The sequence below is a fragment of the Nitratireductor pacificus pht-3B genome, from assembly GCF_000300335.1.
GTDB lineage: Bacteria > Pseudomonadota > Alphaproteobacteria > Rhizobiales > Rhizobiaceae > Nitratireductor > Nitratireductor pacificus.
In genome coordinates, this window is sequence record NZ_AMRM01000009.1 from 38,040 (window position 1) to 51,470 (window position 13,431).

The 13,431-nt window shown below is 64.6% G+C and carries 11 protein-coding genes; 8 read left to right on the plus strand and 3 right to left on the minus strand.

The window, feature by feature from the left end; translation table 11 throughout:
- On the minus strand, positions 1-837 hold the full coding sequence (locus NA2_RS09630; protein WP_040677432.1) for a pyruvate, water dikinase regulatory protein: 837 nt from the start codon (positions 835-837) through the stop codon (positions 1-3).
- A gap of 396 nt (positions 838-1,233) precedes the next feature.
- Here NA2_RS09630 and hemE point away from each other — a divergent pair, with 396 nt between their 5' ends.
- The 3 genes from hemE to rho all read left to right on the plus strand — a co-directional run bounded on the left by hemE (position 1,234) and on the right by rho (position 4,247).
- Entirely contained in the window at positions 1,234-2,259 is a 1,026-nt protein-coding gene (gene hemE / locus NA2_RS09635) for a uroporphyrinogen decarboxylase (RefSeq protein ID WP_008596497.1), read from the plus strand.
- Complete coding sequence (gene hemJ / locus NA2_RS09640; protein WP_157188187.1) at positions 2,259-2,792, plus strand: protoporphyrinogen oxidase HemJ; 534 nt, start codon at positions 2,259-2,261, stop codon at positions 2,790-2,792. Before hemE ends, hemJ begins: the two co-directional genes overlap by 1 nt.
- A 189-nt stretch (positions 2,793-2,981) precedes the next feature.
- Positions 2,982-4,247 carry a transcription termination factor Rho gene (gene rho, locus NA2_RS09645; RefSeq protein WP_086005960.1) on the plus strand — a complete coding sequence of 422 codons (1,266 nt, stop codon included), beginning with the start codon at positions 2,982-2,984 and terminating at the stop codon, positions 4,245-4,247.
- A gap of 45 nt (positions 4,248-4,292) precedes the next feature.
- Here rho and NA2_RS09650 read toward each other — a convergent pair whose 3' ends face one another.
- Positions 4,293-6,299, minus strand: a complete 2,007-nt coding sequence (locus NA2_RS09650) for a thioredoxin domain-containing protein (RefSeq protein WP_008596500.1) — start codon at positions 6,297-6,299, stop codon at positions 4,293-4,295.
- 63 nt (positions 6,300-6,362) lie between these two features.
- Between NA2_RS09650 and mnmE the strand changes: the two genes are divergently transcribed.
- The 5 genes from mnmE to NA2_RS09675 all read left to right on the plus strand — a co-directional run bounded on the left by mnmE (position 6,363) and on the right by NA2_RS09675 (position 12,231).
- On the plus strand, positions 6,363-7,694 hold the full coding sequence (mnmE, locus tag NA2_RS09655; RefSeq protein WP_420798701.1) for a tRNA uridine-5-carboxymethylaminomethyl(34) synthesis GTPase MnmE: 1,332 nt from the start codon (positions 6,363-6,365) through the stop codon (positions 7,692-7,694).
- Between the two features lie 262 nt (positions 7,695-7,956).
- Positions 7,957-9,825, plus strand: a complete 1,869-nt coding sequence (gene mnmG, locus NA2_RS09660) for a tRNA uridine-5-carboxymethylaminomethyl(34) synthesis enzyme MnmG (RefSeq protein WP_008596502.1) — start codon at positions 7,957-7,959, stop codon at positions 9,823-9,825.
- Positions 9,822-10,487: a 16S rRNA (guanine(527)-N(7))-methyltransferase RsmG gene (rsmG, locus tag NA2_RS09665; protein WP_008596503.1), complete on the plus strand. Its 666-nt coding sequence runs from the start codon at positions 9,822-9,824 to the stop codon at positions 10,485-10,487. Before mnmG ends, rsmG begins: the two co-directional genes overlap by 4 nt.
- Positions 10,488-10,510: 23 nt before the next feature.
- Positions 10,511-11,299, plus strand: a complete 789-nt coding sequence (locus NA2_RS09670; protein WP_008596504.1) for a ParA family protein — start codon at positions 10,511-10,513, stop codon at positions 11,297-11,299.
- Positions 11,300-11,358: 59 nt separating this feature from the next.
- Entirely contained in the window at positions 11,359-12,231 is an 873-nt protein-coding gene (locus tag NA2_RS09675) for a ParB/RepB/Spo0J family partition protein (RefSeq protein WP_008596505.1), read from the plus strand.
- A 108-nt stretch (positions 12,232-12,339) separates the two neighbouring features.
- On the opposite strand, the gene holA is transcribed toward NA2_RS09675, so the two are convergent.
- Positions 12,340-13,380 carry a DNA polymerase III subunit delta gene (holA, locus tag NA2_RS09680; protein ID WP_008596506.1) on the minus strand — a complete coding sequence of 347 codons (1,041 nt, stop codon included), beginning with the start codon at positions 13,378-13,380 and terminating at the stop codon, positions 12,340-12,342.
- Positions 13,381-13,431: the final 51 nt, after the last annotated feature.

The window sequence follows — 13,431 nt, forward strand, 5'->3', positions numbered from 1 at the left end:
TCAGGCCTCCCTGCTTTCACGCGATTTCGCATGCAGCGCCAGAATGGCGGCGGCGGTTTCCTCGATGGAGCGGCGCGTGACGTCGATCACCGGCCAGCCGTGCCGGGCGCAGATCTGCCGCGCGTAGGCGATCTCGCGGGCTATCGTGCCACGATCCGTGTAGGGATTGAAATCGTCCTCGTTGACCGTGCCAAGAATGCGGTTCTGGCGGATCTGCGAGATGCGTTCCGCCGAGGCGACGAGGCCGACGACCAGCGGCTTCTTCGCCAGCGCCAGATCCTCCGGCAGCGCCATATCGAGAACGATCGGGACGTTGGCCGTCTTCACGCCGCGATTGGCCAGATAGATGCTGGTCGGCGTCTTCGAGGTGCGCGAGATGCCGACGAGGATCACGTCGGCTTCCTCCATGTCGAGCGGCAGCTGGCCGTCATCATGGTCCATGGTGAAGTTCAGCGCCTCGATGCGGCGGAAATACTGGGCGTCGAGCACATGCTGGGCGCCGACGCGGCGGCCGGCCGGCGTGCCCAGATAGGACTGGAACACCATCAGCACCGGTTCGAGCACCGAGACGCAGGGCAGGCCGAGCGCGGCGCAGCTCTCGTCGATCCGGCGGGCGAGGTTCTGGTCGACCACCGTATAGAGGACGATCCCCGGCTCCTCCTCGATCTCCTCGAGGACGCGGGCGAGCTGCCGGTCGTTTCGAATCAGCGGGTAGATGTGCTCGATCGAGCGCGCGTCCTTGTATTGCGCGGCCGCCGCCCGTCCCGCGGCCAGCAGGGTCTCGCCGGTCGCATCAGAAATCATGTGAAGATGGAAGAAGCGTTGTGGTTGCTGCACGGATTTCTGCCTGCCCATGTGGATGGCTGTTGATAACGCGCGGCGCGGCGATTGGCGAGGCTGGCCCCTTTGAAAAACGAGCCGATTCATCCACAGCGGCGGGTTCTGTGGAACGGAGACCACCAATGTGGAGAACAATCGTCACTCCGGAAAAAGCTCAAGATGATGCACAGGGGAAGAGATGATCAGGATCGGCCAAGCGCCTGACCAGCAAACAGGAATCCAGACGATCCCCGTTCTTCTCAAGCAGTGGGAACGTCGAGGGCGCGGCAATTGGCCCGGCCGGATCCGGCGGCTTTCCGTGGACAGAATTGAATCCACGTTACAAACAGACTCATAGAATCAATAGATTCCTCATAGAGAATTATCTTTGACTCCTGACTGTGGAGCAGCCTGATGGGGCAACGACGAATCCTCGACGTGCTGAGAGGCGAGACCGTCTTTCCGCCACCTGCATGGATGATGCGGCAGGCGGGACGCTATCTGCCCGAGTACAGGGAAACGAGGAAACAGGCGGGGAGCTTTCTCGACCTGTGCTACAATCCCGATCTGGCCGTGGAAGTGACGCTGCAGCCGATCAGGCGCTTCGGGTTCGACGCTTCGATCCTGTTCTCCGACATTCTCGTCGTGCCGCATGCGCTCGGCCGCGACCTACGCTTCGAGGAAGGCCGCGGGCCGCTGATGACGCCGATTGACGCGGCGGGTATCGCCAAGCTCGACGACGCAGGCGCACGTGATCATCTGGCGCCGGTCTATGAGACGGTGCGTCGTCTGCGGAAGGAGCTTCCCGACGAAACCACCTTGCTCGGCTTCTGCGGTGCGCCCTGGACGGTGGCGACCTACATGATCGCCGGGCACGGAACGCCAGACCAGGCACCGGCCAGGCTGTTCGCTCACCGGGAGCCGGAGGCGTTTGCCGCGCTGATCGGCCTTCTGGCGGACTGCTCGGCGGATCATCTGGTGCGCCAGATCGATGCAGGCGCGGATGCGGTGCAGATCTTCGATTCCTGGGCCGGCGTTCTCGACGAACTGTCCTTCGAGCGCTGGTGTGTCAGGCCGGTAGCGCGGATGGTGGCGCGGGTGCGGGAATCGCATCCCGATGTGCCGATCATCGGCTTTCCGAAGGGTGCGGGTGCGCTCTATGCCGGTTACCGCCGGCAGACGGGGGTGACGGCGCTTGGACTGGACTGGACCGTGCCGATGGGAACGGCGCGGCGCCTGCAGGCCGAAGGCGCGGTGCAGGGCAATCTTGACCCGCTGCGGCTGGTGGCCGGCGGGGATGCTCTGCTCGAGGCCGTGGATGCGATCGTCGGCGGCCTGAAGGATGGTCCCTTTGTGTTCAATCTCGGACATGGAATCACGCCGGACACGCCGATCGCCCATGTGGAAGCGATGCTGAAACGCGTCAGGGAGCAGGGATGATGGCTGCTCGGCAGGACACGGGTGGAAGGAAAGCAGCCTTGAGGGCCTTTGTCGCGCTGGCGATCTTCGCCGTTCTGGCGGCGCTTCTGTTCTATTTCGATCCGGACGGCTTCTATCCGTGGGCGAAGGCGATCCATGTGATCGCGGTCATCTCCTGGATGGCCGGCATGCTCTATCTGCCGCGGCTCTTCGTCTATCACGCCGAGACCGAGCCGGGATCGCAGCAGTCCGAGACCTTCAAGGTGATGGAAGGACGCCTGCTGCGGCTGATCATCAATCCGGCGATGATGGTGACCTGGGTGCTCGGCCTGTGGCTCGCCTGGAAGGGATTCGGCTTCCAGGGGGGCTGGCTGCACGCGAAGATCGCGCTGGTGTTCGCGATGTCGGGCGTGCATGGCTATTTCTCGGGCGCCGTGCGTCGTTTCGCGGCCGATGCAAACACGCGGCCGGCGCGTCATTGGCGTATAATGAACGAGGTCCCGACGCTGCTGATGATCGTCATCGTCATCCTTGTTATCGTCAAACCCTTCTGATACTGGAATCCGAAGCCGCATTCGACAACGGTACCGGCTAGGCTATCTTGCTCTTTGGCAAGGACAGCGATAAAACACGGTTCCTTCCTTTTTGTCCGGTTCCCCGATCCCTTCCGTATCGAGTGAAGCTGGCCGGCCCCGTATCCGCCGCATCTCCATCATTCCACCGCCTTTTCCAGAGTCCGCCACATGCAGGAAATGAAACTCCAAGAGCTGAAAAGCAAATCGCCGACCGATCTGATCGCGTTCGCCGAATCGCTCGAGGTCGAGAACGCCAGCATCATGCGCAAGCAGGAGCTGATGTTCGCCATCCTCAAGAAGCTCTCGACGCAGGACATCGAGATCATCGGCGAGGGCGTGGTCGAGGTCCTTCAGGACGGGTTCGGCTTCCTGCGCTCGGCGACCGCCAACTATCTGCCCGGCCCGGACGACATCTACATCTCGCCCTCGCAGATCCGCCGCTTCTCGCTGAAGACCGGCGACACGGTCGAAGGACCGATCCGCAGCCCGAAGGAAGGCGAGCGCTATTTCGCGCTGCTGAAGGTCAATACGATCAACTTCGAGGATCCGGAGAAGATCCGGCACAAGATCCATTTCGACAATCTCACGCCGCTCTATCCCGACGAGCGGCTGAACATGGAGATCGAGAACCCGACGACGAAGGACCTGTCGGCGCGCGTAATCGACCTGGTGGCGCCGCTCGGCAAGGGCCAGCGCGGCCTGATCGTCGCGCCGCCGCGGACCGGCAAGACGGTTCTGCTGCAGAACATCGCCCATTCGATCACGTCGAACCATCCGGAATGCTTCCTGATCGTTCTCCTGATCGACGAGCGTCCCGAGGAAGTGACCGACATGCAGCGCTCCGTGAAGGGCGAGGTGGTGTCCTCGACCTTCGACGAGCCGGCGTCACGGCACGTGCAGGTGGCCGAGATGGTCATCGAGAAGGCCAAGCGGCTGGTCGAGCATGGACGCGACGTGGTGATCCTGCTCGATTCCATCACGCGCCTCGGCCGCGCCTACAACACCGTCGTGCCGTCCTCCGGCAAGGTTCTCACGGGCGGCGTGGACGCCAATGCCCTGCAGCGCCCGAAGCGCTTCTTCGGCGCGGCGCGCAACATCGAGGAAGGCGGTTCGCTGACCATCATCGCGACGGCGCTGATCGATACCGGCAGCCGCATGGACGAAGTCATCTTCGAAGAGTTCAAGGGCACCGGCAACTCGGAAATCGTGCTCGACCGCAAGGTGGCCGACAAGCGCATCTTCCCGGCGATCGACATCCTCAAGTCCGGCACCCGCAAGGAAGACCTGCTGATCGCGCGCCAGGACCTGCAGAAGATCTTCGTCCTGCGCCGCATCCTGGCGCCGATGGGCACCACGGACGCCATCGAGTTCCTCAACGACAAGCTGAAGCAGACCAAGGCCAATTCCGAGTTCTTCGATTCGATGAACACGTGATCATGGACCGGCGCGTTAAGCGCCAGTTAACCATGTCTTCCGCCGTTACTCGCGCAGCGCTTCCTCGAGCGCCGAAGGCTCGGTAAAGGGCGGCAGGCAGGTCTGGCCGATGCACAGATAGGCTGCGGGGCGCGTGGTATCCACTACCACATCACCCGGCAGAGTTACCTTCTCTCCGCCTGTCGAAACAACGCTGTCGAAACGCCTCGGATCAGGGTTTCGATTCGCTACCGGAATGAACACTACGCTCCCCGCCGGCTCGACCATCACCAGTTTGCGGGCCGAAACCGCCACAGAAGCCGCATGAACGGTGCCGGCCTGTCCATAGGGTTGCCTGGCGGCACGGCCGAGCGCGGTTCGCGCGGTTTCATGCAGAAGGCCTGTCATCTCCTCGTCACCGGTAAGCGTGGCCAGGGCGGCAAGGGCTTCGATCACCTGGCTGGTGGCGGAAGGGATCGCCTCATCCACGTCGCCTCGGATTCGCATGGGCACGTCGCCTGAATCGGAGGCCGACATGTAGAAGCCCGAACCCGCCTTGTCCTGGTGCCAGCGCTGAAGCTGGCCGGCCCATTTCCGCGCCTGCTGCAACAGCGCATCGTCGCTGGTGGCGCCGTAAAGCGCCGTTGCGGCGGAGATCATCGCGGCATAGTCGCTGGACAACGCGGGAAACAGCTGCTTGTCGCCACGTATACTGTGGGGCAGGCGGCCGTTCTCCATCGATTCGCAGACGAAACGAAATGCGGTCCGAGCGGCTTGGGTCCAGTCGGGCCGGTCGAGCAGCCGTCCCGCGGTCGCGAGCGCTGTTATGGTCATCCCGTTCCAGTCGACCAGCAACTTGTCATCGCGCCCAGGCTGCGGCCGGGCCTGCCGGGCGACCAGGAGCCTGTCGAGGAGCGTGCGCATGCGGGTCTCCGACGCAGGATCGGTAGCGGCGGGATGATTGAGCCTGTGCAGGATCGGGTCCCTATGCCAGTCGGCTGGCTTCTCCAGGGTGAACACATCCAGAAAAGCCCCGGCCTCCGAGCCAAGCACTTCGCCCAGCTCCTGCCGGGACCAGACATAGGTCTTCCCCTCCTCGCCATCCGTGTCCGCATCGAGGCTCGATGCGAATCCACCGCCGTCGACGCGCATCTCACGCAGGAGCCAATCCACGGTCTCTTCGATTCGGATACGGAACAATTGATCGTGCGTCCGGGCGTAGACCCAGCACAGAAGCTGCAGGAGCTGCGCATTGTCGTAGAGCATCTTCTCGAAATGCGGGACAACCCAGCGATCATCGACGGCATAGCGGGCAAGGCCGCCGCCGACGTGATCATAGATCCCGCCGGACAGCATGTGCCGAAGACTGTCGGCGACGGCTTCGATCCGCGTCCGGTCGCCGTGCTGGATGCCATCCAGCCAGAGGATCTTCATGAAGGGGGCGTTCGGAAACTTCGGCGCGCCGCGCAAGCCGCCAAGCGCCGGATCGATCATGCCGTGGACGCGCGCCGCGAGGTCACGCAGCATCGCGTCCGGTTCCGGCGGCTCTCCGGGCGGCGGCGCGAGGCTCGCCTGGACATGGGCCTTGAGGTTCCCGGCGCTTTTCGTCAGCTCGTGACGCTTCTCCCGCCAGGCGGCATCGATTGCCTGCAACACCTGGACGAAGCCCGGCCGGCCGAAGCGCGGCTCCGGCGGAAAGTAGGTTCCGCCCCAGAACGGACTGCCGTCCGGCGTGAGGAACATGGTCAGCGGCCAGCCGCCCTGCTCCCCGGTGGCCGCCAGCGCGGCCATGTAGATCTGGTCGATCTCCGGGCGTTCCTCCCGATCTACCTTGATATTGATGAAAAGTCGGTTCATGACGGCGGCCACCGCGTCGTTCTCGAAGGATTCATGCGCCATGACGTGGCACCAGTGGCATGCGGCATAGCCGATGGAGAGCAGGATGGGCCGGTCGAGCGCCTGCGCCTCGGCCAGCGCTTCGGGGGACCAGGCGCGCCAGTGGACGGGATTGTCCCTGTGCTGCTGAAGATAGGGACTGGTTTCCTCGGCAAGCAGGTTCCTGGCTGGCAGCACGGCGGGGCCTCATGAGATTCGATCGGCGACAGGGATCAGAGCGGGGACGGTAGGGCGCTTTCGATGACAGGGCAAATGCAGATGCGCGAAACGATCTTCGCACTCTCGAGCGGCGGGCTGCCGGCCGGCGTCGCGATCATCCGCCTGTCGGGCCCCGGCGTGACCGATGCGCTGGCAGCGATGGCGGGGGAGGTTCCTCCGGCGCGCCGCGCGCGGCTGACGGATATCCGTCGTGAGGACGGCGCTCTGCTGGACCGGGGCCTCATCCTGTTCTTCCCGGCGCCGCACAGTTTTACCGGTGAGGATTGCGGCGAACTGCATCTGCATGGCGGGCGTGCCGTGGTGCAGGCGGTGCTTGACCTGCTGGGCCATCGTCCGGACTTCCGTGCGGCGGAAGCGGGCGAGTTCACCAGGCGGGCCTTCCTCAACGGCAAGCTGGACCTGACCGGTGCCGAGGCACTGGCCGATCTGATCGCGGCCGAAACCGAGGCGCAGCACCGGTTTGCGCTGGCAAGCGGCGATGTCCGGCATCAGCAGCTCTACGCCGGTTGGCGGCGGACCCTGATCCGCGCCCGGGCGATGATCGAGGCAGAGCTGGATTTCGCCGACGAGGAGGATGTGCCGGGATCGGTTTCCGGCATGGCCTGGCGGGAGATCGAAGACCTCTGTTCGCAGATGGCGAAGCATGCCGACGGTTATCGCGATGCCGAGATCATCCGCGACGGTTTCCGGGTCGTGATCCTCGGAGCGCCAAATGCCGGCAAGTCCAGCCTGCTCAACGCCATGGCGCGGCGCGACATCGCCATCGTCACCGACGAACCGGGAACGACGCGCGATGTGCTGGAGGCCGTTCTGGACATCGGCGGCGCAAAGGTGATCGTTACCGATACGGCGGGGATCCGTGCGAACCCGGGGCGCATCGAGGCGATGGGCATGGACCGCGCAATGGACCGCGCGCGCGATGCCGACCTGATCCTTCTGCTCGAGGATGCAGACAATCCGCAGCCCGTCGCGCCGCCGGAGAATGCCCGTCACATCCGCGTCGCCAACAAGATCGATCTTCTGGCCGGACGACTCCTGCCGGACGGCTATGACTGCGCGGTTTCGGCGGCGTCGGGAGAAGGGCTGGATGCACTCTTTTCCGAGATCGGGACGATCAGCGGAACGAGCACGCGCCGCGCCGCCGACCTGCTTCCCTTCAGGGAACGGCATGTGCGCCTGATACGGGCAGCCATCCGGCATGCGCGCCGCGCGGCTGACATGAATGGCCTTGACCTGGAGTTGCGCGCGGAAGAACTGCGTCTGGCGGCGGACGCGCTTGGCCGTATTGCCGGGACGATTGACGTTGAAGACCTGTTGGATACGATCTTCTCGCAGTTCTGCATCGGCAAGTGACTCACGTGAAACACGGAGTGCCGCGTCGCCGTCCGTGACTCACGTGAAACATTCACGCCGGATGGGGGCTGACTCACGTGAAACACTGATGCGCGGGGTGGCGACAATAGCGAAAGATTGTTTCACGTGAAACGTATTCTTGCACCGCGTCCCTTGACGCAGCAGCGATAAGGGGACATGTCTCCGCCATTCTGATCTCAGAAGCAGGACAATCGCGCGCAACCGACCGCAGCGGCACCCTGCGTTCAGGCAGGGACAGGCCATGATTGAACAGTATGACGTGGTGGTGATCGGCGGCGGTCACGCAGGTTGCGAGGCAGCGGCCGCTTCCGCGCGCACCGGCGCTCGAACGGCGCTGGTGACGCTGCGCGCCGACACGATCGGCGTCATGTCGTGCAACCCGGCCATCGGCGGGCTGGGCAAAGGTCACCTCGTTCGAGAAGTCGATGCGCTCGACGGGATCATGGGCCGCGCTGCCGATGCGGCCGGCATACAGTTTCGCCTGCTCAACCGCCGCAAGGGACCGGCCGTGCGCGGCCCGCGCACCCAGGCGGATCGCAAGCTCTACCGGCTTGCCGTGCAGGATGCGGTGCGCCAGCAACCGGGTCTCGATGTCATCGAAGGCGAGGCGCTGGAGCTCTCGATCAGTGAAGGCCAGGTTTCCGGATTGATCATCTCCGGCGAACGGCGTCTGCAATGCGCGGCAATCGTCCTGACGACCGGCACGTTCCTGCGCGGCTTGATTCACATCGGTGAGAAGACTATTCCTGCCGGCCGGATGAACGAGCAGGCGGCCATGCGCCTTTCGGGCTCGCTCGAGGAAGCGGGCTTCCGGCTTGGACGCCTGAAGACGGGCACGCCGCCGCGGCTGGACGGCCGCACCATCGACTGGTCCGGGCTGGACATGCAACCGGCCGACGACGATCCGACACCGTTCTCGTTGCTGACGAACCGCATCGTCAACCCGCAGATCGCCTGCGGTATCACACGCACCACCGACGAAACGCATGCGGTGATCCGCGCCAATCTGCATCGCTCGGCGATGTATTCCGGCGCCATCGACGGCATCGGCCCGCGTTACTGCCCTTCGATCGAAGACAAGATCGTCAAGTTCGGCGATCGCGAGGGACACCAGATCTTTCTCGAGCCGGAAGGGCTCGACGACGATACGGTCTATCCGAACGGCATCTCGACATCGCTGCCTCAGGATGCGCAGGAAGCGCTGCTGAAAACGATACCCGGGCTTGAGCGCGCCGTGATCCTGCAGCCCGGCTATGCCATCGAGTATGATCACGTGGATCCGCGCGAACTGGCGCCGTCGCTCGAATCGCAGAAGGTGAAGGGCCTGTTCCTGGCCGGGCAGATCAACGGAACCACCGGCTATGAGGAGGCCGCGGCGCAGGGTATTCTCGCCGGCATCAACGCGGCCAATCGCGCCTCGGGGGGCGATGCGGTGGTTCTCAGCCGGGCGGACGCCTATATCGGTGTCCTTGTCGACGACCTCGTCACGAAGGGTGTCAGCGAGCCATACCGCATGTTCACGTCGCGGGCGGAGTATCGCCTCTCCCTGCGGGCCGACAATGCGGACGCGCGGCTGACGCCGCTCGCGATTCGCCTGGGCATCGCCTCCGCCGAGCGCGCGCGCCGCTTCTCCGAGCAGGAGGAACGGCTCGCCGCGGCGCGGGAACTGATTCGGAGCCGGTCCATCAGCCCGAACGAGGCGGCGAAGCATGGCATCATGCTCAACCGTGACGGGGTGCGGCGCAGCGCCTACGACCTCCTGTCTTATCCGGATGTCGATCTGGCGCGGATCACCCGAATATGGCCGGAACTGTCTGAAATTCCTTCTCTTTTATGTGAGAAGCTGGAAACCGAAGCACGCTATGCCGTGTATCTGGAACGGCAGAGCAATGATGCGGCGATGCTGCGCCGCGAGGAAGCGCGGGAGATTCCCGGAGACCTCGACTTCTCCGCCGTCCCCGGACTTTCAAATGAGTTGAAGCAGAAGCTGGCACTGCGCCGGCCGCGCAACGTCGCCGACGCGCAGAAGATCGACGGCATGACGCCAGCGGCGCTTGCCTTGATCATCGCGATGATACGACAGATGGACCTTGAACGAGGCGTGGCGTGAGTTCCGAACGGTTTGCACAACTGCAGACAATCGCCGGTCCGGTTTCACGTGAAACATTCGATCGCCTGACGGCCTTCGAGGCGGTCTTTCAGCGCTGGGCGAAGCGCATCAATCTGTCCGCACCGTCGACACTTGGCGCGCTCTGGGAGCGGCACATCCTTGACAGCGCGCAGCTCCTGCGCCTGGCGCCCGAAGCGAAGCACTGGGTGGATGTCGGTTCGGGTGGCGGATTTCCTGGTGCGGTGATCGCGATCCTGCTCGGCGACCGGCCCGATTGCTCGGTCCAACTTGTGGAGAGCAATCGCAAGAAAGCGGCATTTCTCGTGGCGGCGCTGAACGAAGTGGGGATCGCACCGCGCGTCCACGCCCGGCGAATCGAGGACAGCTACGCACTGACCGGAACCCCCGAAGTCGTTACGGCCCGCGCCCTGGCGCCGCTGCCGCTGCTGCTTGCACTGACGGAGCCGTGGCTGGCACATGGTGCGCGCGCGCTGTTCCACAAAGGCCGGGATTACCGGCGCGAAGTTGAAGAAAGCATTAACGAGTGGCGATTCGATCTGGTAGAACATGCTGACAAGGTTGATGCGGCCGCTGTTATTCTGGAAGTGAGTAACCCACGTCGAATTTCGCCGGGAGCGGCGTCGCGCAAACCTTCCGTATAGGTTCATTCGGGGTACCAGCAGCGATGCACAGCGGAACGCGAATCATCACGGTGGCAAACCAGAAGGGTGGGGTCGGCAAGACCACCACGGCGATCAATCTCGCCACGGCCCTGGCGGCGATCGGCGAGAACGTGCTGGTTGTCGATCTCGACCCGCAGGGCAATGCCAGCACCGGCCTGGGCATCGACCGCAAGGAGCGGCATGTGTCCTCCTATGACGTGCTGACCGGCCGCGCCGGCCTCATCGAGGCGGCGATGGAGACTGCGGTGCCCGGCCTGTCCGTGGTGGCCTCGACGCTCGATCTGCTCGGCATCGAGATGGAAATCTCCGGCGCGCCGGACCGCGTTCTGAAGCTGCGCAACGCGCTGAGGGACGAGGCCTATCCTTACTCTTACGTCTTGGTCGATTGTCCGCCGTCGCTCAATCTGCTGACGCTGAATGCCATGGCGGCCGCCGATTCGGTACTGGTGCCGCTGCAGTGCGAGTTCTTCGCCCTCGAGGGCCTGAGCCAGCTTCTCGAGACCGTCGAGCAGGTGCGCGGGTCGATCAACCCGAATCTGGGCATCCAGGGCATTGTCCTGACCATGTTCGACCGTCGCAACAATCTGGCGAACCAGGTCGTCGAGGATGTGCGCGCCCATATGGGCGACACGGTCTACGATACGGTCATTCCGCGCAATGTCCGGGTTTCGGAGGCGCCGTCCTATGGCAAGCCGGCGATCCTGTATGACCTGAAATGCTCGGGCAGCCAGGCCTATCTGCAACTCGCTTCGGAGGTGATCCGTCGCGAGCGGCGGTTGCGGGCCGCGTAGCATGGTGGCGGGGGTGCCGTTGCGAAACATGTCAGTCTGGTGCTTGGTGGTGTTGTAAGATGAACGAAGATCCCTCACGTAAACGCCTCGGACGGGGCCTCGCGGCCCTGATCGGCGAGATGGACAAGCCCGAAGCGGCCCGGCAGCAGCCAGTGCGCGCCGACCGGGCCGTGCCGATCGAGTTCATCTCCCCCAACCCGCGTAACCCGCGCCGCCAGTTCATCGAGGCGGATCTCAGCGATCTGGCGCAGTCGATCCGCGAACACGGGATCGTGCAGCCAGTGGTGGTCCGCTCCGGTTCCGCCCCCGGCCGTTTCGAGATCATCGCCGGCGAGCGCCGCTGGCGGGCGGCGCAGAAGGCCGGGCTCAACGAAGTGCCGGTGATCCTGCGGGAAGTGGACGACAAGGCGGCGCTGGAACTGGCGATCATCGAGAACGTGCAGCGCGCCGACCTCAACCCGCTGGAGGAGGCGCGCGGCTACCAGCAATTGATCGACGAGCACAGCTATACCCAGGCGGACCTCGGCCAGGTGATCGGCAAGAGCCGCAGCCATGTGGCAAACACGCTGCGGCTGCTCAAGCTGCCGGACGTGATCGGTGATCTGATCGTCGACGGGTCCCTGTCGGCCGGCCATGCGCGGACGCTGGTGACGGCGGAAGACCCGCTTGGCCTTGCGCGGCGCATCGTTGAGGAAGGCCTTTCCGTGCGGCAGGCCGAGGCGCTGGCCAGCGCCCCGCCTCCCGCCCAGTCTCCGGATGGCGGCAAGGAGCGCAAGGAGAAGGATGCCGACACTCTGGCATTGCAGAAGCTTCTCAGCGACCAGACCGGCCTGAAGGTGGTGATCAACCACAAGGAACGCGGCGGCGAGATGCGCATCGCCTATCGCAGCCTGGAGCAGCTCGATGAGCTCTGTCGCCTGCTGAAGCAGTAGATCAGCGGCGACCTATCTCTCTGTTTTTTAGTCTTTTTGCAGTTCTACTGGAGTTGGGTCTGCGCCTATTCCCGGCTGTCCTGTCGGAGAATTATGGTTAGCCGAAGGTTAACGTCGGCCCCGCGCGCCCTCTATGGCGAGCGCCATCAGAGCCTGGCGGGCGATCGGCACGGCTAATGCCGGTTTCTGCCGGGTGCGCAGGATCGCGGCCTGCAGGCGCTCGCCGGCGTTCTGCAACGCGCTGCTGCTCCAGCGGCTCAGAGCCGTTTCGACGGTCTTGCGGCGTGAGAAGAAGACAGGCGGGCGCGCAGAGGCGACCGCCGCGCTCGCCGACTGCCCGCCGGTATCCATGGCGTGGCGCAGGGCCTGCAGCGCGTGGATCTGCCGCAGCGTCGCGGAAAGCACTAGGAAGGGCGGATTGCCGGCCGTCAGGAAACGGCGAAAGGCGCTGTCGAATGCCTTGAACTGGCCGACGATGACGGCATCGACAGCCTCGTCGGCGCTCAGGCCGGAGACATCGCCCGTGAGCATGCGGATATCCTCCGCCGTCACCTGGCCGTTGCCGGCGCAGTAGAGCGCCAGTTTCTCGAGCTCGCCGCGGGTCGCCAGCCGGTCCCCGCCGAGATTGGCCTTCAGGAGCTGGCGCGCGTCCAGCGCGATGCCGAGGCCTGCGGCGCCCAACGCCTCGTCGATCACCGCGTCGATGCCGCGCCCGTCATCGGCGTAGCAGGGAAGCGCCATGCCGCTGCTGCCGCGCTCGACCGCCGAGCGCAGGGACGCGCCCTTGCGCAGGTCACCGGCCTCGACAAGGATGATGCAATCGGCCGGCGGCGCTTCCAGAAGGGCGGTGATGTCGGCGACGAGCGCCTTCTGGTTTCCCGCACCCTTCACCCAGATCAGGCGCTGCGGTGAGAACATCGGCACGGTCAGCGCCTCGTCGGCCAGCCTGCCAGGCTGCTGCTCCACTTCCGCGGCGTCGAGGCGCACGGTGGTGAAGGGGTCGTCGAGAGGGAGCTTCGTGGCTTCCGCAAAGCGGCGCGCGCGCTCGCTGACAAGGCCACGGTCGGGGCCGTAGATCAGGACGATGCGGGCCGCCTTTTCGGGCTGGGCCAGCCATCGATCGACTTCATGTGCTTTCTTCTGCGCCATATCCGCTCAATATCACGGGAAACCGGCTTGGACATCCCGCCCGTGCGGTGG